This window comes from Pseudoalteromonas sp. SaAl2, from assembly GCF_052947895.1.
In genome coordinates this window covers 2,446,056-2,470,389 of record NZ_CM129605.1, presented here as the reverse complement: position 1 = coordinate 2,470,389, position 24,334 = coordinate 2,446,056, and the positions used below count along the sequence as shown (strand labels likewise).

Annotated in this window: 17 protein-coding genes, 7 tRNA genes and 4 pseudogenes; 17 read left to right on the top strand and 11 right to left on the bottom strand. The window is 37.7% G+C overall.

The genetic code is table 11. The features are described from left to right. Nucleotides 1-43: 43 nt before the first annotated feature. Nucleotides 44-1,243 (top strand): tyrosine--tRNA ligase, encoded by a 1,200-nt coding sequence (tyrS, locus tag ACU8V8_RS11675; RefSeq protein WP_256827132.1) that lies wholly within the window; start codon nt 44-46, stop codon nt 1,241-1,243. An 84-nt stretch (nt 1,244-1,327) separates the two neighbouring features. Here the strand turns inward: tyrS and ACU8V8_RS11670 are convergent. The 4 genes and pseudogenes from ACU8V8_RS11670 to folE2 all read right to left on the bottom strand — a co-directional run bounded on the left by ACU8V8_RS11670 (nt 1,328) and on the right by folE2 (nt 4,688). Continuing rightward, nucleotides 1,328-2,271 (bottom strand): annotated as a pseudogene (locus tag ACU8V8_RS11670) (cobalamin biosynthesis protein CobD/CbiB). Between the two features lies 1 nt (nt 2,272). After that, nucleotides 2,273-2,980: a 5'-methylthioadenosine/S-adenosylhomocysteine nucleosidase gene (gene mtnN / locus ACU8V8_RS11665; protein WP_446887595.1), complete on the bottom strand. Its 708-nt coding sequence runs from the start codon at nt 2,978-2,980 to the stop codon at nt 2,273-2,275. A 109-nt stretch (nt 2,981-3,089) separates the two neighbouring features. Beyond that, entirely contained in the window at nt 3,090-3,683 is a 594-nt protein-coding gene (locus ACU8V8_RS11660; RefSeq protein ID WP_446887594.1) for a DUF2726 domain-containing protein, read from the bottom strand. Nucleotides 3,684-3,767: 84 nt separating this feature from the next. Then, nucleotides 3,768-4,688, bottom strand: coding sequence for a GTP cyclohydrolase FolE2 (gene folE2, locus ACU8V8_RS11655; RefSeq protein WP_446887593.1), 921 nt, complete (start codon nt 4,686-4,688; stop codon nt 3,768-3,770). 380 nt (nt 4,689-5,068) lie between these two features. Between folE2 and arcB the strand changes: the two genes are divergently transcribed. Beyond that, nucleotides 5,069-7,393, top strand: coding sequence for an aerobic respiration two-component sensor histidine kinase ArcB (gene arcB, locus ACU8V8_RS11650; RefSeq protein ID WP_446887592.1), 2,325 nt, complete (start codon nt 5,069-5,071; stop codon nt 7,391-7,393). 26 nt (nt 7,394-7,419) lie between these two features. Here the strand turns inward: arcB and arcA are convergent, their stop codons facing one another. The 6 genes from arcA to trmB form a co-directional block, all read right to left on the bottom strand. Continuing rightward, the gene (arcA, locus tag ACU8V8_RS11645; RefSeq protein ID WP_087532006.1) at nt 7,420-8,136 is read right to left on the bottom strand and encodes a two-component system response regulator ArcA; all 717 of its coding nucleotides are present in this window, start codon (nt 8,134-8,136) and stop codon (nt 7,420-7,422) included. 106 nt (nt 8,137-8,242) lie between these two features. Next, nucleotides 8,243-8,767 (bottom strand): YfiR family protein, encoded by a 525-nt coding sequence (locus tag ACU8V8_RS11640; RefSeq protein ID WP_446887591.1) that lies wholly within the window; start codon nt 8,765-8,767, stop codon nt 8,243-8,245. Then, nucleotides 8,764-9,849: an ATP-binding protein gene (locus tag ACU8V8_RS11635; protein WP_446887590.1), complete on the bottom strand. Its 1,086-nt coding sequence runs from the start codon at nt 9,847-9,849 to the stop codon at nt 8,764-8,766. Before ACU8V8_RS11635 ends, ACU8V8_RS11640 begins: the two co-directional genes overlap by 4 nt. A gap of 181 nt (nt 9,850-10,030) precedes the next feature. Continuing rightward, entirely contained in the window at nt 10,031-10,387 is a 357-nt protein-coding gene (locus ACU8V8_RS11630) for a hypothetical protein (protein ID WP_446887589.1), read from the bottom strand. A gap of 151 nt (nt 10,388-10,538) precedes the next feature. Continuing rightward, nucleotides 10,539-11,564: a 16S rRNA (guanine(1207)-N(2))-methyltransferase RsmC gene (rsmC, locus tag ACU8V8_RS11625; RefSeq protein WP_446887588.1), complete on the bottom strand. Its 1,026-nt coding sequence runs from the start codon at nt 11,562-11,564 to the stop codon at nt 10,539-10,541. A 39-nt stretch (nt 11,565-11,603) separates the two neighbouring features. Next, on the bottom strand, nt 11,604-12,329 hold the full coding sequence (gene trmB, locus ACU8V8_RS11620) for a tRNA (guanosine(46)-N7)-methyltransferase TrmB (RefSeq protein WP_446887587.1): 726 nt from the start codon (nt 12,327-12,329) through the stop codon (nt 11,604-11,606). Nucleotides 12,330-12,494: 165 nt separating this feature from the next. Between trmB and mutY the strand changes: the two are divergent. Together mutY and ACU8V8_RS11610 are read left to right on the top strand one after the other, a co-directional pair. Then, nucleotides 12,495-13,569, top strand: a pseudogene (gene mutY / locus ACU8V8_RS11615) (A/G-specific adenine glycosylase). Between the two features lie 24 nt (nt 13,570-13,593). Continuing rightward, a pseudogene (locus ACU8V8_RS11610) lies at nt 13,594-13,867 on the top strand (oxidative damage protection protein). 56 nt (nt 13,868-13,923) lie between these two features. Here the strand turns inward: ACU8V8_RS11610 and ACU8V8_RS11605 are convergent. Then, nucleotides 13,924-16,705: pseudogene (locus ACU8V8_RS11605) on the bottom strand (ATP-binding protein). 460 nt (nt 16,706-17,165) lie between these two features. Here ACU8V8_RS11605 and ACU8V8_RS11600 point away from each other — a divergent pair. From ACU8V8_RS11600 to ACU8V8_RS11540, 13 genes are all read left to right on the top strand, one after another. Next, nucleotides 17,166-17,241 (top strand) — tRNA-Phe (locus tag ACU8V8_RS11600). Nucleotides 17,242-17,313: 72 nt separating this feature from the next. Beyond that, a tRNA-Thr gene (locus ACU8V8_RS11595) sits at nt 17,314-17,389 on the top strand. A gap of 215 nt (nt 17,390-17,604) precedes the next feature. Further along, a tRNA-Phe gene (locus ACU8V8_RS11590) sits at nt 17,605-17,680 on the top strand. A 101-nt stretch (nt 17,681-17,781) separates the two neighbouring features. Continuing rightward, nucleotides 17,782-17,857, top strand: a tRNA-Thr gene (locus ACU8V8_RS11585). 50 nt (nt 17,858-17,907) lie between these two features. Beyond that, nucleotides 17,908-17,983 (top strand) — tRNA-Phe (locus ACU8V8_RS11580). A gap of 57 nt (nt 17,984-18,040) precedes the next feature. Next, nucleotides 18,041-18,116: transfer RNA gene (locus ACU8V8_RS11575), tRNA-Thr, on the top strand. Nucleotides 18,117-18,417: 301 nt separating this feature from the next. Then, nucleotides 18,418-18,493 (top strand) — tRNA-Phe (locus ACU8V8_RS11570). Nucleotides 18,494-18,682: 189 nt separating this feature from the next. Beyond that, the gene (locus tag ACU8V8_RS11565) at nt 18,683-18,958 is read left to right on the top strand and encodes a hypothetical protein (RefSeq protein WP_446887586.1); all 276 of its coding nucleotides are present in this window, start codon (nt 18,683-18,685) and stop codon (nt 18,956-18,958) included. Between the two features lie 92 nt (nt 18,959-19,050). Continuing rightward, a complete protein-coding gene (locus tag ACU8V8_RS11560) occupies nt 19,051-19,467 on the top strand; it encodes a hypothetical protein (RefSeq protein WP_446887585.1) in 417 nt (138 codons plus the stop codon). A 343-nt stretch (nt 19,468-19,810) separates the two neighbouring features. Next, entirely contained in the window at nt 19,811-20,659 is an 849-nt protein-coding gene (locus ACU8V8_RS11555) for an ATP-binding cassette domain-containing protein (RefSeq protein WP_446887584.1), read from the top strand. A gap of 46 nt (nt 20,660-20,705) precedes the next feature. Next, nucleotides 20,706-21,461, top strand: a complete 756-nt coding sequence (locus ACU8V8_RS11550) for an AAA family ATPase (protein ID WP_446889632.1) — start codon at nt 20,706-20,708, stop codon at nt 21,459-21,461. Continuing rightward, on the top strand, nt 21,448-22,101 hold the full coding sequence (locus ACU8V8_RS11545) for an HNH endonuclease (protein WP_446887583.1): 654 nt from the start codon (nt 21,448-21,450) through the stop codon (nt 22,099-22,101). Before ACU8V8_RS11550 ends, ACU8V8_RS11545 begins: the two co-directional genes overlap by 14 nt. A gap of 825 nt (nt 22,102-22,926) precedes the next feature. Next, nucleotides 22,927-24,333 carry a TolC family protein gene (locus tag ACU8V8_RS11540; protein ID WP_446887582.1) on the top strand — a complete coding sequence of 469 codons (1,407 nt, stop codon included), beginning with the start codon at nt 22,927-22,929 and terminating at the stop codon, nt 24,331-24,333. Nucleotide 24,334 lies beyond the last annotated feature (1 nt).

The window sequence follows — 24,334 nt, the reverse complement described above, 5'->3', positions numbered from 1 at the left end:
GCTAGAATCCCTAGGTTGACTGAATTTTTTGGAGTAATACATAGTGGATTTACAAACCGCTCTAGCAGAGATTAAACGCGGTGCAGAAGAAATATTAATTGAAGACGAGTTAGTTGAGAAACTAAAGTCTGGTAAAAAGCTTAAGATCAAGGCGGGTTTTGATCCAACTGCACCGGACTTACACTTAGGCCACACCGTGTTAATTAATAAAATGAAAACCTTCCAAGACTTAGGTCACGAAGTGATTTTCTTAATTGGTGATTTCACCGGCATGATTGGTGATCCAACTGGCAAAAATGTAACGCGTAAGCCACTTACTCGTGATGACGTGTTAGCAAATGCTGAAACGTATAAAGAACAAGTGTTTAAAATTTTAGACCCTGCAAAGACCACAGTTGCGTTTAACTCATCTTGGATGGAAAACCTAGGCGCTGCAGGTATGATCAAATTAGCTGCAAGGCAGACTGTTGCACGGATGCTTGAGCGTGATGACTTTAAAAAGCGTTATGCAAGTGGCCAATCGATTGCAATTCACGAATTTTTATACCCATTAGTACAAGGCTGGGATTCAGTTGCGCTAGAAGCTGATGTTGAATTAGGTGGGACTGATCAGCGTTTTAATCTGCTTATGGGCCGAGAGCTGCAAAAAGATGAAGGTCAAAAGCCGCAAACAGTACTGATGATGCCTCTACTAGAAGGCACTGACGGCGTACAAAAAATGTCTAAGTCGTTAGGCAACTATATTGGTATTACAGATGCGCCAAATGACATGTTTGGTAAAGTGATGTCAATTAGTGATGAATTAATGTGGCGCTATTATGACTTGCTAAGTAGCTTATCAATTGAAGAAATAGCTGCACTAAAAGAAAAAGTCGCGCAGGGCACAAACCCTCGTGATATCAAAATTGATTTAGCAAAAGAGCTGATCGCTCGTTTTCATAGTGACGATGCTGCACAAGGTGCACATGAAGATTTCATCAAACGTTTTCAAAAGAATGCATTACCTGATGATATCCCAGATGTAACAGTGACCATTGATGAAGATACTGTATTTGTAACGAATATGCTTAAAGAAGCAGGACTCGTTGCCAGCACGTCAGAAGCTATGCGTATGATCAAACAAGGTGCAGTAAAAATTAACGGTGAAGAGAAAGTAACCGATTCTAAGCTGGAAATAGCAAAAGGCAGTACGGCTATTTACCAAGTAGGTAAACGTAAATTTGCGAACATTACCGTTGCTTAATTAGCTAAGAATGAAAATTCAGTAATAATATAGCCAAATCATCTAGGTGGTTTGGCTATCCACAAACCAGCTTCGGCTGGTTTTTTATATCGTTTTTATAATCTCAACACCAAAGATCACTAACAACCAAAACCCGCGAGCCTGATTAAACCGATTTACCAGCACTGCTATATCTTCAGCTTTAGGTAGCCTGTCAGTACCTATACGCATTTTGTTAAAGCGCTGAGCTTGATACATTGCAGGTCCACCAAGTTGCACACCGACCGAAGCCGAGCATGCGCTTAGCAACCAACCTGAATTACCTTGATAAAAGTGCCGGCCGTAATGTTTTATGTAATGAATACTTTGCTTTGTCGCTTTGCTCATAGCGATTGTTAGAGTAAGCATGCGGATTGGTAGCCACTCGATAATAAATAAAAGTCCTGCAATAGGTTTTAAAAAAGTATTGTTGGGGGAAGGTCGCTGCGCCAAGCTTGATGCATTAGGCTTAATAAATGATAACTTAAGGTCACCATAGCACCAAATACTAAATATATAAAAATGACTGTGAAATAATGGCGAGCAACTCTTAATGCAAATGTTTCCATCGCAGCTTTACATATTCCTGCACTTGAAAGCTTACTCACATCGCGTGCTACTAGTGGGCTAAGTAAATCGCGCGCGGTGGCTTTTTGATTTTGTTTAACTAAACGAGCAATACGTAACGCTTTTTTTTGTATATTTTGCCATTGCAAGCATATGTATAAAATTAAACCGGCGAGTAGCTCAGGATAATAAGCAAATTCTAGCAGCAATACCGTAATAGTCATGATTACAAGAATCACTAAGCTGAAACATAATGTTGATGATAAGTAGTGATAGCTTTTAGGTTCTTTTTCACGGTATATCCGTTTACCTAACGGACGAAATACCGCCGTGAAAAATGTATTTGGATGATACCAGCTGCTTAAAGGTAAAAAGCGCTCAACCAGGAGCGCTAACAAAAACACAATAAAGTCCAAATGTTGTTGAACTAGATTGGGTAACACCTTATAAACTAACCGTTGTTAGTTTTTCAAGCAAAGCAACAACCATCTTAGATGAATTGATTGATGCCGTTTCTAAGTATTCTTCAAACGATTGTGGCGATTCTTTACCTGCAATGTCAGACATAGAGCGAATAACCACAAAAGGGGTTTCTAAGCTATGACATACTTGAGCAATCGCAGCACCTTCCATCTCTACTGCAAGCATAGTTGGAAAATCAGCACGCGCTTTATTGATACGTACAGGGTCACACATAAATGAATCGCCAGTACAAATTAAACCAATTAAGGTTTTAACGTCACTGATTTGAGCAATACTTTGCTCAGCCGCTTCAACTAGTTTTGGGTGCGCTGTAAAACCTGCAGGCATTTGTGGAACTTGGCCAATTTCATAGCCAAAAGCAGTCACATCAACATCATGGTGGCGTACTTGTGATGAAATGACCACATCGCCCACGCTAAGTGATGGATCAAAACCACCGGCAGAGCCTGTATTGATCACGCAATCGGGGTTAAAGTTATCAATCAATAATGTTGTTGCTATGGCTGATGCTACTTTACCAATACCTGATTGAACCAAAGTAACAGTGTTGCCAGCTAATTCACCCGTATAAAAGGTAAAGCCTGCTTTTGTTAAAGTTTGTGGGTTTTGCATAGCTTCACGCAAAATTTTAACTTCTGGCTCCATTGCGCCAATAATACCAACATTCATAATTTTTGATTCCTCGAATTGAATAGATAAGATTATACGTGAAGTTAGTAATAAAAAACAAAAATGCGAGCCTAAACTCGCATTTTTAAATATGATTTATTTACTGCGGTTATATTTCTGCTAAAGCGGTTGAATGTGCTTTTGCTTGTGAAGGGGATAGTACAGCAGGTTTGGTTACTCTATTACGAGTAGGACGCGCAGCTTGAGCTGCGGGTTTACCAAGTTTAAACATAATTGCATCACGGACTTCACTAGGGCGGTAGCCAGATTTTACTTTCATTCGAATATGAGGAATGCCAGCGGCTTCTAATGCGCCATTAACGAACCAGTCACGTTGTGCCTTGTGACCATCTTTATTTGCGTTGTTGACTAAGTCTACAGCGGCAACAATCGATAGCTTCTCTTTATCAATCAACACAAAATCAAGCTGCTTATTTTTTGCTTTGGCAATTGCAGCACGTTTAGCTTTAACCGATAGGCCTTTTTTACAATCAATAATATCGATTAGTTTCACACGACTAACGATTTTATATTGATCGCCTACAGCGCGCTCGAGTAAGTTTAAAAACGCACTTTCTACTTGAGTAAAAACACTTTGCTTTCGGGTGAAGGGATAAGGATTGCCGCCATCATCGGTAAATTTCGATGCAACAACAGAGGCCCCAACAACTAGCACTAAAATTGATAATAAAGCGAATTCCATACGGTAACTCCACAACAACAAATTGACACTTTGCTAGTTATAAGCAATTTATGTGCCCAGTTGGTGTGAAGTTGTATGTTAATTTTAAGGTTGATAACCGCCTGCAATACCTTTAACCGCAATAGCCACTGCATCGTGTGCGTGCAAAGATTCATAATGGTTTATTTGTAGCCAGTAATCGGCGTATTGGGCATGCTCTAGTACTGCTTTTATCTTACGTGCAGCATCTTCGCAAAACATTAAATTTTGCCCATTTAAACGAGCAAACTCTTGTTCATCTTCACGCTTAACGGCCGCTTGTACTGGGGTTTTTAGCTCAGTTTCAAGGGTATCAATCAAACTTAAGATATCAAACTCAGTAATGTTGTTATCAAGTTTAATTTTCACGTTTGCGATTGAACGCTGTGAATGCGGAGTTGCCACAATACCATCAGTACTGCCTAACCAAGCGACTACGTCTTCTTGGTTAATTGTTTGTTGGTCAAACTTCTCTACAAACGCGTTCTGTATTAGTTGGCGTGCTAAAGCGGCAGAGCAAGGACAAGTTGATGAGTAAGTTACATCTAAACTAAGCTCAAAGCTAAGTTGCCCGCGGTCAATTTTTGCCTCTAGTAGAATAGGGTAGCTTTTCCAGCCTACTTTATCGCTAAGCAATGATTTTCTGCGCAGTGGTAGCTCAAATTTGAATTCTATTTTAGCTTGATCACTTAGGCCTTCGTGACTAGATATAAATGTATCGAGGGCTTGAGCAATAGTTTGTGGGTTAACATGCTGCTCAGTAGAAAGTGTATCGAGTGCCAAAAACAAGCGCGACATATGAATGCCTTTTGCATCTTCTTTATGTAGATTTACAAAAGCGCGCGCTTTGGCATTTACATTTACAGGTGCAAGGCCACGAGATTCAAAAATAAATGGCAGCTCAATATCGGCCATACCAACCCAGTCTAATTTACCGGTTTGTAAGGCGGGAGCCGTATCTGCTATATCGGGCATATTGCTTTGCATGAAAAATCTCGTTATTGGCAATTGTAAAGCGCGGTATTTTACACGAAATAATTGAAAAATACGTAGTAGATGAAAATTTTATGTTTTCGTCGCGGAAGATGAAAATTGCTAATGTAAAAATGCTAAAATAGCCGTGCAAGAAAATGGGCCTAGCCATCTTTTTAACATGCTGAAAATCTTAATGATTAAAATAGCGAATGGATTTACAATTTTATAGCGTATTAGAGCAGTGTTATTTAGTTTATTTAATACCAAGATTGGGTATAGGCATTTTCATTTTGAAGCTGTGGCGCTAGCTTTTTTATATACTTATAACACTAGATTGAAGCATTGCTTAGTCTATTGATGTTAAAACCCATAGTCATGAGACAAGTTTATATATGATCGATTCTTCTTTGAGCCCTTGGGCTCGAATGCTTTCAAGTTTAATCACACGGTTTGGTGAGTTCAAAACGGCAGCGATTTGCTATGTGTTGCTGTTAGTTGTGTCATTGATATTAGCATGCATGTTTTATTATGTTGCAGTTGGCCATGTAGTGATTGTAGATGTACTTGCAATGTTATTTTTCACTGCTGTCGTATCACCTATTATGATTAGTGTGATTATAAACTCGATTCGTCAACTCGATGCCTCATACGCATACCTTGATAGCGCAACTAAACAAGAGAAGCTATTAAACCAAACGTTAAAAGATAATATCTCTCGGCTAAACGTTGAAATAGACGAACGTAAAATGGCTTTTCATGCCAAGCACCGCGCAATTGAAGAGCTTAGACGCGAAATAGCAGAGCGTAAGAAAACTCAGCAAGAGCTTGCCCAACAGGGAATGCTATTACGTTCTATTGTCGATTCATCTCCTGATTTATTTTATTACCGTGACAACAATGGGGTTTTCGCCGGGTGTAATAAAATGTTTGAAAAAGTTATTGGCAAACCGGCAACTGAATTAATTGGCAAAACCGCTGAGCAAATATACCCGCAACCTTATTTACCTGAGGTTCTTAGAACAGACAATAAAGTGGAAGAGACTCACCAAGCACTCACCCTTGATGTTGAGTACCCGGTTGATAGTGAAAATCGCTGGTTTGAAATGCGTAAATTACCTTTTATTAACGATGAAGGGGAATACATAGGCTTGCTTGCTTTTGGCCGTGATATAACGAGTCGTAAAGAAGCTGCACAAGCCCTTGAAACCGCATATAAAGACAAGGGTAAATTTATTGCCACTTTAAGCCATGAGCTAAGAACGCCACTTAACGGTATTGTTGGCTTAACACGCATGTTACTCGACACTGAACTTGATAAACAGCAACGTAGCTGGTGTAGCACGGTTTTTTCAAGCGCCGAAACTTTGGGTAATATTTTCAACGATATTATAGATTTAGATAAAATTGACCGGGAGCAGCTGGATATTGTCACTACACCAATAAATGTCTCTGACTTTATAAATGATGTGGTAAATTTTGCTGGCTTGATCGCAGAAGAGAAAGGGCTTGAATTTGAAATTGAGCGTAAAGGCATCTTAGATATTTATGCTTCGCTAGACCCTACTCGTTTACGCCAAGTTGTTTGGAACTTAATTAATAATGCGGTTAAGTTTACTCAGCAAGGGAGAGTAGAATTATCTTGTATTAGAGAGAACCGCGCTGACGGTACGTGGTTAGTGATGAAGGTTACCGATACTGGCCAAGGAATACCGCAAGAGCAATTACAGCGTATCTTTGATATGTACTATAAAGCGCCTGATTTAAATGGCACAAATGCTATTGGCTCAGGAATTGGTCTGGCAGTAACCAAAGCACTCGTAACGGCAATGAGTGGGAAAATTCGAGTAAGTAGTACTGAAGGCGAGGGCAGTAGTTTTGTCGTCGAGATACCATTGGCTTTATGTGTTGCGCCAACAGAACAAAGTTATGCAGGGCGCAGTTTAAACATTTTGTTAGTCGAAGATGTGCCGTTAAATGCTGAAATTGCTACTAATTTACTTGAGCAGCGTGGCCACGAAGTTATTTGGGCTGAAACCGGTGAAGATGCTTTATCGTTTGTTGAAACTGAGGATGATCTTGATTTGGTGTTATTAGATATGCAATTGCCGGATATTAACGGCGATGAAGTCGCAAGACAAATTCGTGCAGATAGCTATTTTGATAAATTACCTATAGTAGCGTTAACAGCAAATGTACGTAGCGCCGAGGAAGAGCTAGAAGGTATCTCCATCCAAGGGGCACTCGCCAAACCAATCAACACGACTAAACTAGATAAAATACTCGCAGAGTTATTTGATATTAAACAAGCTCAGCAATGTGATGAAACGCGCTTAACGGTATCTGCGCAGGATTGTTTAAATATAAATGTAGAACTACTCGATGTTGAAACTATTGAAGACTTTGTTAATTCAATGGGCATTGAGGTATTCAAGCGTAGTAGTAACTTATTTGCCAAGTTAAACCCTCAATACCAGCAAGAGTTGGCAAATACATTAGCGCAAGGTGATAGAGAAGAGTATAAGTCGGTCGCACATAAGCTTAAAGGGGCTGCAGGTTCAGTTGGTCTTAATGACGTGCAGCTGCATGCTAAAATGATGGAGCATGGGGCACTTGAGCAAAATGATGAGGAGTTACAACAATGGTTGATAGAACTTAAAGATAAAATAAATGAAGGACAACAAGCCCTTCATTTATTCTTACAGCAGTTAGAGAAGTAACTGCTGTAGGGTAACCAACAATATTATTAGCTGTCGATTTTACCGATGAATCTATAACCTTCACCGTGAATGGTGCTGATCAATTCAGAGGTGCTGTTGTCGCTTTCAAAATGTTTACGAATACGGCGAATAGTCACATCCACAGTACGGTCATTAGCACGTAGCTCACGACCCGTCATATGTTTAATTAACTGTTCACGACTAAAAATGCGACCTGGAGAATCAAGCATTAAGCGTAGTGCTCTGTACTCACCTTTAGGAAGACGTTTAGCATCGCCGTTTGGAGATGTTAAACAACGGCTATTTTCGTCAAGCTCCCAGCCATTAAACGTAATAACACCATTTGTTTCGATATTAGCTTCCTCACCGCCAAGAGCTGTACGAGAAATTAAGTTACGAGCACGAATGGTTAGTTCACGTGGATTAAAGGGCTTAGTGATATAGTCGTCCGCACCAATTTCTAGGCCTAAAATACGGTCTACATCATTATCACGACCAGTTAGGAAAATAAGCCCAACGTTACGCTTTTGACGCAACTCACGTGCTAAAATTAGCCCGTTTTTGCCTGGTAGGTTGATATCCATAACTACAAGATTCACATCATCATTATTTGTAAGCTTGTCATGCATGTCATCGCCATCTATGGCTTCAATAACTTTATAACCTTCAGCTTCAAATAAACTAACGAGGTTTAGTCGAGTTACGTCTTCATCCTCTACAATCAGAATGACTGGCGTTTGCATTATTAATTAACCTTTTCGGAATATTTTATTTACAATTAATTCGGTATTGTATTATAAAACCGAATACAGAGATTATAGGAGTATATCCATTTGTTAACAAGTAAAATCAATTTGGATAAAACTTTGAAACAGCTAATAACCGAGATTGCATTTTAAAACTACTACGCAATAACTGCTGTTTATTGATATACAGTCGGATTTTATTCCCTTCTTGGATCAAAGCGGCAATCCCGCCTTTTTCTAAAAAACTGATACTCTCACCAACTGTTAAGGTGTCTGACGAAATGGTATCGATCCAAAGTGGAATTATATCATCTTCTTCTGTTTCATCAATGTATGTGATATCACAAAAGCGAGAAAGTTCAGAAATTTGCTGTTTTTTATCTATTAAAATTATTTTGATGGCTTTATCGTTAACTCTTAATGATGGAGTGCTGTTTAAAATCGCTCCCACCCCTAGCTTTAAGTCATAAAAACAAAAGGTCATAGCGTGGTTTTCGTCAGCTTTTGCAAACTCAACAAACTTACTAATTTGATATAAAAATGCAGATTTAACCTGCTCAGGAGACTTTGCTAAAATGCTAAATGGAGCAAAAAATATTATGCTAAGTAACATCAGCTTTAATTTCATTTTATGTTGGCCTGCTCATTCGGCAGGGTGATTATAAATCGAGTCCCTGTAGTTTCTTGCTCATCGTAGTGTACATTGCCGCCTAATGCTTGTGTAACTAAGTTGTATACTAAATGCATACCCAGGCCGCTGCCTCCCTCGCCGCGTTTAGTTGTTACAAATGGGTCAAAAATTCGATTTTTAATTGTTTTATCAACGCCAATACCATTATCAAGATAATTAATAATTAAACTGCTTTCATTACGTTCTATAGTGAATTCAATTTCATTGCCGATATCATCTTTAAAACCGTGGATGACAGAGTTGCTGATAAGCTGCTGTAACACTTGTTGAAGTGGGCCTACTTTAGTTTCAAACATCAGTTCAGAAGGACAATGAATAATAACCTCTGGGGCCTTTTCTTGCATTTCAGTACGCATAGATAACAGTACATCTGAAATCAGATTTTTTACGTTTATTAACGAATTTAGTTCACCATCTTGGTTTACCGCTACTTTTTTAAAGCTAGAGACAAGCTCAGCGGCTCTGTTTAAGTTGCGGTAAATTAAATCAAGGTTTTCTATACCATCATCTATAAAGCGTTTTAACTGACTAGAGGTGAGAGTTTTGTTTTCAAATCCAGTATTAATTTCAGCAAGCTTGTCTCGTAATAAAGTGGAGCCTGTGATACCCAGACCGATGGGGGTATTCACTTCATGGGCGACACCTGCAACCATTTGACCAAGTGAAGCCATTTTTTCACTTTCAACGATTTGATTTTGATATTGATGCATGCGCTCAAGAGTATTTAATAGTTCTTGATTCGCTTCTCTAAGTGCAATTGTTCGCTGATTTACTTTTTCTTCTAGGCTTTGGTTTAGCTGTTTAATTTCGAGCTTATCATTCTTATGCCGCTCAATTTGGTTTTGCGTACGAGTAAGCATGATATTTAGGCTACTGGCGAGCATATTTATTTCTGTGATGTTCGTTTTTGGTGCGCGGGCATTGTAATTGTGATTTTTAGAAACATCTTGCAGTAACATGCTTAATTCATCAATTGGGTTTGCAATACGTTTTTGGATACGCTTAGCTACAAAATACACTAGGACTAAAACAAATAGAGTGAGTAATATATCTATCAGTATTTTTTTATTTATATAGTCGTTAAGACGCTCTAGCCCGCCACGAATATAGACATAACCTTTAATTTCTCCTTCATAGAGTATAGGCTTTATCAGTTCGACTTGATCGCCTGTAATTTTAGCTTCTTTTAACTGCTCAATACTATCTACACGAAGTGGTACAGGTGGCGTTTTTTTGCGTTAAAACTGGTAAAAACACAGCTTTATTTGAAATTTCATCAATGGAGTAGATATGTATATTCTTAACCAGTGGAATGGTTTCAAAGGACTTAAGCCGTTGCTCTTCCGTTTTTCTATCATCAAATAAAACGGTAATTTGGGCGTTAAATGCAACAATTTCAGCAAGGATAGTAAGTTTATTTATGATTAATTGTTTTTGCTCTTTAACATCAAGATAAGTTGAAATCGAAATAGACAATGATAAACAAAGAGCAGTAACAAACATCACTGCACTGATCAACGCTTTTCGAATACTCGTTTGTGGTAAAGATTTAGGCATTTTTTTGTTATAGCCTGATATTCATCATAGTGACTTCGTTTTCTAAGTCTAGCAAACGCAATGAAAAGTGACGAAGAAATATCAAATAATTGTCACTTTTTGTGTATTTACTTTAAAAACGGGGTTTATAGTTGTTTAAGTAGGACTTTATTTAGCTACTATAAACTGCAAACTTATTGTTTTTATGAACTGTTTGATACTCACCAAATTGAGACTCTAAAATAGGTGGGTATTTTAAAAAGCAATTCGCAACAATTGTCAGTTTGCCCGATTTAGTTAAGTGTTGTTTTGCATTACTTAAAAACTGCTCTGCAATCGTATAATCAGTCGCAATACCCGTATGAAATGGTGGGTTAGAAATGATTAAATCAAATTTGCCATTAATACTAGTAAGGCCGTCACTAAGCACAGCTTTACCATTTATATTATTAAGCGCTAGAGTTTGTGTTGTGGCATAAGCTGCAAGCGCACTTACATCTGAGCAAACAAAGGATAGGGCTATATTTTTAAGGCCTAGAAATGTAGCTATTAAACCTGCGCCGCAACCAAAATCGAGCACTTGGCCACTTTTAACATTTGGTGCGTTTTCTAGTAGCATTTTAGTCCCGGCATCAAGTTCACCGTGATTAAATACTCCGGGGATACTAATTGCGTTAAACTGCGTTCCTGCTACTTCAACAGTGAACTGCTTGTGATACCGGCTAATACTGAACTCAGCTAGTTGTGCAATACCAGAGAATAAATAGAGTGCGCAGTGGCGTGCACTATCAATTTTACGGCCAAATTCACAATGACTAATAAATTGTTTTTCTATCGACTTTACACCGCTTTTATTTTCGCCTACAACCAGCACGTCCGCATCCGCATGGATCGCGGCACGAATATTATCCAACGTCATTAATGCTTCAGGCTTTGATTTTGGATAATAGTAAATTACTAAATCAAATTGTTGCTCCGTTATTTCATGGCTTACGCAAACATCGATGCCGTTGATGTTTTTAGCAAATTGACCATTGGCATGGTTGTAACTAAAAGCGGTTATTTTACTGTTTGGGTTTAAACTTTTAAGTTGAGATAAAAAGCCATCTTGCACAAAATTGACTACCAAAATAGATTCAGCATTGAGTGATTCGCTATTTCGTAGTAATAATGAACTTGGGTTAGTTAATGCGCTCATAAATGGCTTTACCTTAAGAGTTGATTAATAAGTTGCTGGTTAGCTAATGCGTTCAAACATTAAATCCCAAACACCATGGCCTAAACGATGGCCGCGTTGCTCAAATTTAGTTAACGGACGTAAATCAGGGCGAGGCACATAATCGTTGCTTTGCGATTGGTTCTTATAGTGCTCAGCAGCTTGCATTACTTCAAGCATATGCTCTGCGTAGTTTTCCCAATCTGTTGCCATGTGAAAAACACCACCAAGCTTTAATTTACTGCGTAAGCTTTCAACAAATGCAGGTTGTACAATACGACGCTTATGGTGACGCTTTTTGTGCCATGGATCAGGGAAAAAAAGCTGCAACTTACTTAGGCTGCCATCAGCGATACAGTCTTTGAGTACTTCGACAGCATCATGTTCAAAAACGCGTAAATTGGTTACACCAGCTTCATCAGCATCCATTAAACATGCACCAACACCCGGGCGGTGTACTTCGATACCAATAAAGTTTAAATGCGGTGCGTTTTTAGCCATTTCAACTAATGACTTACCCATCCCAAAGCCGATTTCTAAAACAACATCATTATCATTACCAAATACTTGAGCTAAATCAAGCATACCGTTTTGGTGCTCAAGGCCCATTGTCGACCAGCATTTTTCAATTGCTGCTGCTTGTCCTTTGGTTAAACGACCTTCACGTTTAACAAAGCTACGAATTGTGCGAATATATTTACCTTCTTGCTTTGCTTGCTCAAGGTTATCGTTACTTGAATCACTCATATATTTTGGCCTGATGAAAACAACATGTTTAAAATGGTGGCGTATTATCCCTGACCGTGAGCTTGATCACAAGGCTTTATCCTTTGTGTATGTTTAGAACTTGATATTTTAACTCACTGCAATAGACTGCCCGCTATCAAGGGTCGAGTTATAAAAGTAGTTATTTTGAAGTTAAACAACACTGATGCAAACTGGTTTTCTCAGCAGGTAGTTGATTGGTATCAATTACATGGGCGTAAAACCTTACCATGGCAATTGAATAAAACACCCTATAAAGTCTGGGTGTCTGAGGTAATGCTTCAGCAAACTCAAGTTGTGACAGTTATTCCTTATTTTGAAAAGTTTATGGCAAGTTTCCCCGATATTATCGCTTTAGCGGATGCAGATGAAGATGTTGTGCTGCATCATTGGACTGGGCTGGGGTATTACGCAAGAGCACGTAATTTACATAAAACAGCCAAAATAGTACGTGATCAATACGATGGTGAATTTCCAACAAATATTGAACAAGTAATCGCATTACCAGGAATAGGCCGTTCTACTGCTGGTGCCGTCTTATCTTTGTCTCTTGGCCAACATCACCCAATTTTAGATGGTAATGTAAAGCGAGTTTTAGCTCGTTATTTTATGGTTGAAGGTTGGTACGGGGTTAAAAAAGTCGAGAATCAACTATGGCAACTAACAGAGCAACTAACTCCTAAAGGTAATGTCACTGAGTTTAATCAGGCAATGATGGATTTAGGTGCAAGCTTATGCTCTCGTAGCAGATTTGAATGTGAACCTTGCCCCCTTAACAGTCGCTGTAAAGCATTTAATAACGCAGTCGTTAAGCAGTTTCCTCATTCAAAACCTAAAAAATCAGTCCCTAAAAAAAGCTGCCATCAGTTGATCATTCAATGTGATGACCAAGTATTGATGGAAAAAAGGCCAAACTCTGGTATTTGGGGGGGTTGTTTAGCTTTTTTGAGTTTGAAAAAAAGAACAACTCGATGCTTTCCTTGCACAGCAGGGGCTGGAACTGAGTGTCACACAAGTGGAACCGTTTACTCATGTGTTCTCGCATTTTGAACTAACGATTAACCCTCATGTGCTTAAGGTTATTAAAATGCCTGATGTAGTTAATGAACGTCAGCTCGTTTGGTATCCGTTAGATCAATCGATTGAGGTCGGTTTAGCTGCACCAACTAAAAAGCTGGTTAAACAAATTAGCACAATGGTTTACACTAGAGATAAGTCTTAAACGCATATTAAGAAGAGATCAATTATGGCACGTACAGTATTTTGTCAAAAGTTACAAAAAGAAGCCGAAGGCCTTGGTTATCAACTATACCCTGGTGAGCTTGGTGAAAAGATTTTCAATAATATTTCAAAAGAAGCATGGGGTCAGTGGCAGCATAAGCAGACTATGCTAATTAATGAAAAACATCTAAACATGATGGACCCAGAGCATCGCACATTTTTTGGAAGAGCAGATGGTTGGCTTTTTATTTGAAGATAAAGAGGTCGAAATCGAAGGCTACCGTCCGCCTGAGAAGTAAATTTTTTGCAAGGCTAGTTGATAAAAGGGCGACGTTGCCCTTTTATCAACCACAAACTAGATACTATTTTCTTCTTGTTCGTCAGATTTTCTAATTTGTTCTTTCAGAAATTGCGCGACTCTAGAGTACTCGATTTCTAGAGTATCTCTTTGTTCTATTAGCTCATCACTCGATAAATTTTCTAAATTACAGTGTTCTTCAAAATCGGCGGATAATTTACTAATTTGTTCAGCTCCAATCGTTTTAGAAATTGATTTTAACTGGTGGCAGGCTTGTGCAATACCTTGATAGTCTGTAACCATAACAGCACTGTTTATTTCTTTAGTTAAGTTATTACTTTGCTCTAAGTACATTTTAAAAAAGCGTATTTGTTTAGCTTCATCGTTGTTTACGTATTTAGCTAGCATTTCTAAATTAACTGGGGCTGCAGGCCTTTCGCCGAGCTCGCCCACATAAACAGTACCTTGCTGACTTTTTTTGAGCCCACTTCTCTAAAATGGCTTCTAAAGTATTTAATTCCACAGGCTTAGTAATAAAATCATTAATACCTGCATTTAAACAGCGCTCTTTTTCGCCTTTCAGCGCATTCGCTGTGATTGCTATTATATATGGCTGTGCATTAATATCATCAAGTAATGAAGCTTCCTCTCTGATTGTTTCGACCATATCGTAGCCTGACATTTTAGGCATATGTAAATCAGTAAGAATGAGTGAATAGCGTTCTTCTCGCCATTTTTGCAAGCCTTGCTCACCGTTTTCAGCGACTTCAACGCCAAAGCCTAGCAAATGCAATTGATCGGTTAGTACTTGTTGGTTTAAGAGGTTATCTTCAACAAGTAAAATGAGTCTATTTTCCTCTCTAGCCTGTTCTACGTTTAGGTAGTTATTTAGAGTTTTAACGGGTTTCACTTGTTTAGGTTTATGAAGTCCAGCAGCTACAAGTAATGACATCATAAAGTTAGATTTGCACAATGGTGTAGCATTAAGATAAAAAATATTTTTATGGTTAATTGCTGCTTCATCTAGCTTACTTAGTACAACAACCTGTTGGTTATGATCTTCTAGAGTGTATATTAGACGACGTAGTAATGAATTCGTTTTTTCTATCGAATCAACACCATCAAGAACCCAGACAATACCAAAACTCTCTTGGTGCTGCTCTATTTCATCAAGAGTATCCGCTTGAAGTGTTTTAGCTCCCATAAACGATAGGTAACGTGATAATGTTTGCTTTCTCGTACTATTTTCGCTTATCAAAACTACAAGTTGATCTTTTAATGTATTTTTATGTGCGTACTTAATTGTTCCTTCGGTGCTAAAAGGTAATTCAACAACAAATTCACTGCCAATGCCTAAATCACTTGTAACATTAATTGTACCAAGCATGAGCTCGGTTAAACTTTTACAAATTGAAAGGCCAAGCCCCGTGCCACCATATTCTCGAGTGATAGAATTTTCAGCTTGAATAAAGGGGTTAAAAATTTCACGTAATTGTGCCTGGCTCATACCTTTTCCATTATCACTGACAATAAAACGTAGAGTGAAATGATCTGTCGTGTTTTGAGCTACTTCAACGGCTATACGAACATGGCCACGACGGTTCTCATCGGTGCTAGTGAATTTAATAGCATTACTACATAAATTGTACAGGACTTGGCGTACTCTCATGGTATCGCCAATTAAGTTTGTTGGAATATCTGGGGCAATTGCTAGCTCTAAATCGAGCTGGCGTTTTTTGGCAACCGATGATAAAACTCTGGCTACTTCTTCAATAGTGTCAGAAACTGAAAATGGGGTTGGATCTATATTGAGCCTACCAGCTTCAATTTTAGAAAAATCTAATATGTCATCTAAAATACCTAATAATGAAAACGCAGATTCACGAATAATAGTGCTTAGTCGATGCTGAGCGCCATCAAGCTCAGTTTGTCTCAATAGATCTATTGTGCCAATTACACCATTCATTGGCGTGCGTATCTCATGACTCATTGTTGCTAAAAAAGTAGTTTTAGAATCACTTGCTTGTTCAGCTCTTAGTGTTGCTTTCTCAAGCTGCATTGTACGTTTTTGAACTTCTATCTCTAACCCATTTTGCAGGCTTTGCAATTGGGACTGTGTTACTTGATTACTAACAATCGCGTTTTGTACTTGCTTGAGGAGTTTATTTATATTTATTGCAACTGCTTTCATCCCTAAATCTAACTGCTCTTTTACTTGTGATTCATAGTTAGAAGACTGACAAATTGTATCGATTTCTGAAGCGAGGTAGTCGATATTTCTTTTTATTCTTTTGTTTATAAAAGCATTAATATAGAAGGCAAATATAAATAAGCTAAAAAATGCTAACCCTGCTAATACATAAGTAAATAGCATTGAATCTGCTATAGTTGAAGCTGAGCTATGCCTGTCTTTAATTATTAATTCTCCAATAGGTTGATCATTCAAAATTAATTGTTTATGAATAACTGTTTTATTTTGAATAAATGTGTCCAGCTTTAAAGGTTTGATAGCAGGCTTATGGCTTGAATAAATGAGTTGAGGTGCACTTAATGATGTATACCTATATAAGTAATATTCAAATTGATTATTTAGCTTTGAGCTTAAAATTAATAGTTGCTCTGCTTTGTTTTGCCCCGATTCACTAAGAGTGGTGACTAATTGTTTTTCTAAATTATTAGCTAACTCGCTTAAGTCAGTAGCGCTTTTGGCTTGAAAGTTACTAATTTGTTTTATCGGGTAGAAGTAGTAGGCGGCTAAAGCTAATGTTATTGCCACAATATTTGTAAATATAATAAGTGGTAATAAGCCCTTAACGGGCGAAGAAAATTTACTCTGCATTTATTTTCCAATTTTAATGTATTAGCTACGAACCAAACAGCAGCTTATTTACTTGGAATCAATCCTAACATTTACTGAAAATAATTCACTACGTAATGTACATATTATTGCAATACTTACTACTTTACAGAATAAGCCCTTGTAATTACCCATAAGCAATTACAAGGGCTTATTCTAAATCACTTATTTTGATGTAAAAAGCATCATTTAATATGTTTATCGTACACATTGCTGTAAAACTGTTCAAACAGTGGGGTGGGATAAAAAAAAGTTGACTTGCAGGGGCAAAACCAGTTTAATACGCCGCACGCCCAGATAGCTAAGTCAGCAGAGCTTGTTGGGAAGAGTGTTGATAATACTCTAGGTTTTAAGTAAAGCTGAATTCCCACGATAGCTCAGTCAGTAGAGTTAGTAGGAAATAAATTGAAAGTCCTATATAGTTTATAGGCAAACTGAATTTGCCTCGATAGCTCAGTCGGTAGAGCAGAGGATTGAAAATCCTCGTGTCCGTGGTTCGATTCCGCGTCGAGGCACCATTATTATAAGTAGTAATGTTTGAGTTGTATGTTAAAACGTTATTACGCGTGCCAAAGCACACGATTTAGTGTGCCGACTTAGCTCAGCTGGTAGAGCAACTGACTTGTAATCAGTAGGTCAACCGTTCGACTCGGTTAGTCGGCACCATTTATTTGATAATTTGAACAGAGCAACTGACTTGTAATCAGTAATTCATTTAAGTTATCCGTTCGACTCGGTTAGTCGGCACCATTTATTTTAGATAATTTGAACAGAGCAACTGACTTGTAATCAGTAATCATTTAAGTTATCCGTTCGACTTGATTAGTCGGCACCATTTATTTAGATTAAATGTTTTAAACATTTAATTAGCACTATTAAGTGCCTCGATAGCTCAGTCGGTAGAGCAGAGGATTGAAAATCCTCGTGTCCGTGGTTCGATTCCGCGTCGAGGCACCATTTATTTGAAAAGGCTTCGCAATAGCGAGGCTTTTTTAATTAAAAAATTTAAGTTAATCAATCTTTAAAATTGATATGTGCCATAGCACACAGTTTAGTGTGCCGACTTAGCTCAGCTGGTAGAGCAACTGACTTGTAATCAGTAGGTCAACCGTTCGACTCGGTTAGTCGGCACCATTTATTTTAGATTTATTGTTAAGTTAACAGTGAATCAGCACAGTTGTTGTGCCTCGATAGCTCAGTCGGTAGAGCAGAGGATTGAAAATCCTCGTGTCCGTGGTTCGATTCCGCGTCGAGGCACCATTTATTAAAGTTAATCAATCTTTAAAATTGATACGTGCCTAGCACACAGTTTAGTGTGCCGACTTAGCTCAGCTGGTAGAGCAACTGACTTGTAATCAGTAGGTCAACCGTTCGACTCGGTTAGTCGGCACCATTTATTTTAGATAATTTGAACAAAGCAACTGACTTGTAATCAGTAATCATTTAAGTTATCCGTTCGACTCGGTTAGTCGGCACCATTTATTTTAGATAATTTGAACAGAGCAACTGACTTGTAATCAGTAATTCATTTAAGTTATCCGTTCGACCCGGTTAGTCGGCACCATTTATTTTAGATAATTTGAACAGAGCAACTGACTTGTAATCAGTAATTCATTTAAGTTATCCGTTCGACTTGATTAGTCGGCACCATTTATTTAGTTAATAGTTGCTACTGTTAACAAGCACTGTTAAGTGCCTCGATAGCTCAGTCGGTAGAGCAGAGGATTGAAAATCCTCGTGTCCGTGGTTCGATTCCGCGTCGAGGCACCATTTATTCTAGCCTAGCGCTAATATCTGAAATGCCTTTTCCTACTAAAATATAGTTTCCCTACAAAAGTACCTAGTTTTCGTCATAACAGACGGAGGCGACTTTGCGAACGCCAGAAAGCAAAAAACCGCGATAAAGAAACTCAGATTAAGTTTGGCGACTTAAGTTTCTAACGCGGCTTTCATAAACAATTGACTAGAAAATTTAAAAATAATTTTTCATCAGGCCTAAATACAGTTGCTGATCAATGTGGCAAAAAGAAACAAGTGTTTTTTGCGCTTGAAGTATTGTCTGCTACTCAAACATTAGTTTTGGGACATATCGCATACCATCATGCAAAACACGGTAAATTTAATTCATCGGCATCAGCTGTGGCTAAGCATCTGGCTTATTCAATTAATGCAGTTAAAAACGCCCTTAAAAGCTTACTAGGGCCATTAAAAGATGAAAAAGAGCCCCACTACTGATAGAAACACCCAATAAATCGAGCTATAGCCGCACACTACATTTAAATGTAAAGCACCCGCTTGGCTATCGTTTATTGCAAAGCTTTACGCAGATGCTTAATAAACAACAATCGAGCCATACACTACGCTTATACCCTGTACAGCTTCATCTATTTGATTCAAAAAGTCGTTATGACTCACGCCATCAACACAAAATGCTTATGCTGCAAGCGTTGATCACTAGCAAGATTAAAGCAGGCAAAATCGCTAGCCGAAATAAACGCGATACTTATCAGCAAAGTATTTCACAGTTAGCCAATAAGCTAGGTTGGGCGTATATGACAGTAAAATCATTGACAGAGACTATGCTCGAGGTGGGCTTATTGTCAGTGGTTCGAGAAAAAGTACGTAAAGTCGTTAAACTTATCTTTAGTTGTACTAAACAGGTTAAAGTGAAATTGTCGAATAATCAGCACCCTAAAGTACCCATATCAGCACCAATAGAGCGTTATAGAAATCCTGTAACCTAGTTCCTTTCTTTTATTTTGACTGCCTTAAGCTGGTAGGGCTTGAGTGTGCCTATTACATTAGTAAAAACATATTTTTTACCTCAATGGTTGATTGGAACTACTAAACATTACTTGTTTTGTTGAATCCTTCTGAATTCTTCAGGTTTTTTTTCTCAGAATTATTTATGCATAATAACTTTAATTAGTGACACTTGAGTTGGAACTTTGATAAGTTCGTGCCTAGTAAAGTAAATTTAGTAAGAGCTACATTTAAATTTGTGATGGCTTTAAATAATGATAAATAAAAATAATAATCAAAAATATTGCGCAAAAATTTTAATTTCATAAGTAAGGAAGAATTAACATGCTTTTAAAAAGTGTGCAGTTAAAAGGGAGAACAATTCCTTTGGCTAAGCCAGGAGTAACCAAGGGTGCAAATGCTGTAACAGTCATAATGGGAAATAATGGTAGTGGGAAAAGCTATCTGTTTCAAAATATTTGCTTCGCTTTTATTAAGGTCAGTTATAAAAATAATTTTCGGTACGAATTAAATAATTTTTCAAATATACCAAAGAAAGAAGAGTTAGATGATATAACTTACCTAAGTAACGATATTTCATACTCAATTTCAAAGCCAGTCCATCCTTTTGTTGAAAAATATAAAGTTTCAAACGATGAAGTTGTGACTTTGGTTTCTCATTACCCATATGAAACTGTAATAAATATAAACGAAACAAACGATGGAGGAAGTAATCAACAGCTGATGGAGTACTTCCTTACTGAGGTTAAAAATCAATCTCAAAAACTTATTTGTAAAAAAAATTCTCAATTGGTTGACTTCAAAGACCTTGTTTTTCCATGTAAAATTTTGGGTATTACAGGCAGTCCATATGATAAATTTCCCTTTTTAGAGCGACGACCTCATCTAAAGCTTACTATTCCTTACGTTTATCTAGGCACTAGATCAAGTGATATTTCAGGAGCAAGACTTAAGAGAAGCTATTTAAGTAATAAGTTTGATCAGCTTGGGGCCTCATTCATAAAATTACTTCTTAAGCCTAAGCGCAAATATATTGATTTCTCGAAAGTTTTTAATTATTTGAATATATCCAATACATTTACTTTGAAGTTGATTCTATCAGAGCGTTTTCGAGTTGAGGATGTTGAAAAAAATAAAATACTAAACATGATTAGAAGTATTAAGTTTTTTTAAAGATAAAGACCATGATGAGTTTCGAAAAGAAAATGACAATGAAGCTCTGGCAGAGCAGTTAATTAATGCATTAGAGTTTGTTCTAGAGGGTAAAGAGTTAGATAATCATTTCTTTAAGCCTATAGAAATTAGTTGCGCAATAAATCTTGAAAAAGAACATGAAAATAAAACATTTTTAAGCTCCTTAGAGCTTTTAACTGAATACGATTTAATAGAACTTGATGATGTTGAATTTAAGAAACGAGATTCACAAAGTGAGTTTTTACTTTCAGAGGCAAGTTCTGGGGAGTTGAGCTTATTATTCACGATGTCATCCATAGCAGGAGAGATTGAAAATAACTCATTAATACTGATTGATGAGCCTGAGCTTAGTTTACACCCAAGGTGGCAATTGAGTTTTTTAGATCTACTTCAATCTACATTTTCTAATTATAAAAATTGTCACTTCATCATTGCTACGCACTCTCCAAATTTGATTTCCTCTATAAGTAAAAAAGATGCATTTATAGTTAATCTAGGTTCAGATATCCCAGAATTGATGTTATCTAAGGATTACCATAATAGATCAGCGGATTTTCAATTGGCAAAAGTTTTTGATGCGCCAGGCAATAATAATGAATACTTAATAAAATTAGCGATTAATATATTTTCTAAAGTAAAAGCTAATAAAAGTTTTGATGAGGAAGATCTTCAAAACTTAGACTTTATGAATGGAATAAAAGGTAGTTTACCTGAAAATGATTCTGTTATTGAGTTAATTGAAATGCTTAATGAGGTGTATCAAAAGTATGGCCGAAATTAAGAGTGAAGTTTTATTTAACAAGGCTCAAAAGCAGTTGATATCAGATGTTGTTGATAATCCTGATTTTAAGCATAGTGATTGGAACAATGATAATTTAAGCAAAGAGTTAGCTGGTTTACGCTCTTTTATTAGAAAGCATTACAGAGTTCAACAAAATAAGAGATGCGCCTATTGTAGAAAAGACATGAGTGTCGTTTCTGCTTTAAATTGTCATGTAGAACACATTGTTCCAAAGTCACTGCATGATAAATACATGTTTCTTCCTAAAAATCTGTGTGTTGTTTGTGCGGATTGTAATCAAATAAAAAAAGATAAAGAAACATTAACCTTAAATCAAGGAGGGAAAAAGCGCACACGGTACCCTAGAGCTAGTTCAGGTTTCAAGATTGTGCACCCTCACTTTGATAACTATGAAGATCACATAGATATAAGTAGAGACAATTGGTACATAGATAGAACAAGTAAAGGGCATTTTACCATTGGTGTGTGTAAGTTAAATCAACGTTCAGCAGATTATGGGATTGATGAACCTAATGAGGTTTTACAGTTGGCTGTAGAGTTGCAATCAGCCATAGCTAACGGTAATCACCAAACAGTGCAATTACTCAAAGATAGAATGATGAATCTCTTAAATTGCTAAATTAACCGCGTCACTCCCGCGTAGAAATAGGGGAGTGACGCGGTGGGCAAACCCAACCGTACCAACAGGTCTATTACTTTTGTTGAAGTTATGGGCGGGTTATCCCATTATCGGATTACTTACTTAACGAGGCCATTGGTCAGCGTATCTTTAGAACAAAGCTTTCAGCTTTGTCATTTCGAAAAGCTACAAACGAGTGTAGCCAATAGGCATTTAATTTTCAAAATAACTAAAAGTTTATTTGGCGCTCGTTCGCCTAAAATTTGCTATATTAGCGATATTTTAGGTATTAATAGCCCTTTAACGGCTATTAAAAAATAGGAGACTTGTTATCACCTAACTAACCTGTACTAAGAAAATTTTTTTGTAGCAAGTAGTTATCAGTATAAAGCTGAACCACCTATTGATTAATATTTACTGTTATTTTCTAATCTTGAAAAACTCGCAAACTCGCAAACTCGCAAACTCGCAAACTCGCAAACTCGCAAACTCGCAAACTCGCAAACTCGCAAACTCGCAAACTCGCAAACTCGCAAACTCGCAAACTCGCAAACTCGCAAACTCGCAAACTCGCAAACTCGCAAACTCGCAAACTCGCAAACTCGCAAACTCGCAAACTCGCAAACTCGCAAACTCGTGCTCTTTACAAGTGAATGCAACCCCGCAAACTTCATCCTACGCACCAGCTTTTAACCTTTCATCTTACTAATCCAGCACTTTAACGTACTGTATGCTAAGAATTTGTAATGTTATGTAAAGTCAGTTGAGCTATTCGTGCATGAGTGCTTGAATTACACTCAGTAATAGATGTATTCAGGGTTAAACATGAACTGGCAATTAAAGCCGAGTATTGTTGCACTATCTGTGTTGTTTATCGGGGCATGCGCAACACAGCCTACTCAACAAGAGCGTGTGCAGCAGCTCGAAACACTACCAAATAATTGGCAACAAGATTTAGAACAACAAATAGCGGGAACGGTCGCAAACGATTGGTTGCAGCAGCTTGAAAATCCACAAGTGTATGTACTTGTAGAGCAAGCGCTTAAGCATAACCAAGCTATTTTACAAGCGGGTTATGATGTCGCTATAAAAGAGCAGCAATTAATAGCTACAGGAGCAGCGCTTTGGCCAAGCTTAGATCTATCTGCACGTACAAGTAGAAGTAAAGATAATCGTCCCGTTAGCTACAGTAATGCCAGCTCTGCCGATTTATCACTCAGCTATGAAATTGATCTATGGGGTAAACTCTCTTTAGCTGAGCGCCAAGCAAATTTGGAGTATTTAGCGCAAAAAGCAAACTTTGAGCAGTCTCGCCAGCAATTGGTCGCTGAGGTAGTCAGTGGTTGGTTTAATGTAATAACAGCCCAACAGTTATTAGAGTTATATAAACAAAGAGAAAAAATAGCAGAGCAAAATCTTGCGATTATTGAATCTGGTTATCGCCAAGGCTTGAATGAAGCGCTTGATGTTTATTTAACTCGTAACGAATTAAATACTGAACGTTCAAATATTGCTGAGCAGCAAGCAACCTTAACAGAATCAATTCGTGTACTTGAGCGTTTAACCGGTGAATACCCTAAAGGTGCTTTAACTGTAGATGCCGATTTACCTTTACTTGACCAACCAATTCCGAAAGGTTTACCGTCAGAGCTTATTACTCGTAAACCAAGTTTAATGGCTAGTTGGTATCAATTATTAAGCACTGATGCTGGTTTAGCATATGCTCACAAACAGCGTTTTCCTAGCTTAAATTTGTCAGCGTCAATTGGTGATAGTACTGATAGGGTTAGTGATCTATTTTCGCCTTCAAGTTTAGCGTGGTCACTGGTTGGTAGCATTGCGATGCCTATTTTTGATGGTGGACGCTTAGCTGCGAATGAAGAGCAAGCTAGATTAACGGTGAAACGTCAAGAGCAAGTGTATCTTGAGTCTTTATACGATGCATTTGGTGATGTTGAAAATGCAATTACTCAAGAGCAGTCGTTGCAGCAACGCTATGAAAAAACACTCGAAGCGCAAACCAATGCTATTGCCGCAGAAAAGTTATCATTTGAACAATATCAAAGTGGTTTAGTTGATTACACCACGGTACTTGATGCTCAAGATCGCTCTTTCAGTGCACAAAACTCAGTGATCAATATCAAAAACCAATTAATATTAAATAGAATAAAGTTACATATTGCCCTTGGTGGCGATTTTTCCGAGCCTAACCAAGAGCCAGAAGAGCAATAAT

What these genes read in the sequence shown, in the direction of transcription:
- ACU8V8_RS11640 (WP_446887591.1), bottom strand. Translation starts at nt 8,767, where the DNA reads ATGAAATTAAAGCTGATGTTACTTAGCATAATATTTTTTGCTCCATTT.
- trmB (WP_446887587.1), bottom strand. Translation starts at nt 12,329, where the DNA reads ATGAGTGATTCAAGTAACGATAACCTTGAGCAAGCAAAGCAAGAAGGT.
- arcA (WP_087532006.1), bottom strand. Translation starts at nt 8,136, where the DNA reads ATGCAAACGCCAGTCATTCTGATTGTAGAGGATGAAGACGTAACTCGA.
- folE2 (WP_446887593.1), bottom strand. Translation starts at nt 4,688, where the DNA reads ATGCAAAGCAATATGCCCGATATAGCAGATACGGCTCCCGCCTTACAA.
- arcB (WP_446887592.1), top strand. Translation starts at nt 5,069, where the DNA reads ATGATCGATTCTTCTTTGAGCCCTTGGGCTCGAATGCTTTCAAGTTTA.
- ACU8V8_RS11540 (WP_446887582.1), top strand. Translation starts at nt 22,927, where the DNA reads ATGAACTGGCAATTAAAGCCGAGTATTGTTGCACTATCTGTGTTGTTT.
- ACU8V8_RS11560 (WP_446887585.1), top strand. Translation starts at nt 19,051, where the DNA reads ATGCTTAATAAACAACAATCGAGCCATACACTACGCTTATACCCTGTA.
- ACU8V8_RS11545 (WP_446887583.1), top strand. Translation starts at nt 21,448, where the DNA reads ATGGCCGAAATTAAGAGTGAAGTTTTATTTAACAAGGCTCAAAAGCAG.
- ACU8V8_RS11630 (WP_446887589.1), bottom strand. Translation starts at nt 10,387, where the DNA reads ATGCCTAAATCTTTACCACAAACGAGTATTCGAAAAGCGTTGATCAGT.
- rsmC (WP_446887588.1), bottom strand. Translation starts at nt 11,564, where the DNA reads ATGAGCGCATTAACTAACCCAAGTTCATTATTACTACGAAATAGCGAA.
- mtnN (WP_446887595.1), bottom strand. Translation starts at nt 2,980, where the DNA reads ATGAATGTTGGTATTATTGGCGCAATGGAGCCAGAAGTTAAAATTTTG.
- ACU8V8_RS11555 (WP_446887584.1), top strand. Translation starts at nt 19,811, where the DNA reads ATGCTTTTAAAAAGTGTGCAGTTAAAAGGGAGAACAATTCCTTTGGCT.
- ACU8V8_RS11660 (WP_446887594.1), bottom strand. Translation starts at nt 3,683, where the DNA reads ATGGAATTCGCTTTATTATCAATTTTAGTGCTAGTTGTTGGGGCCTCT.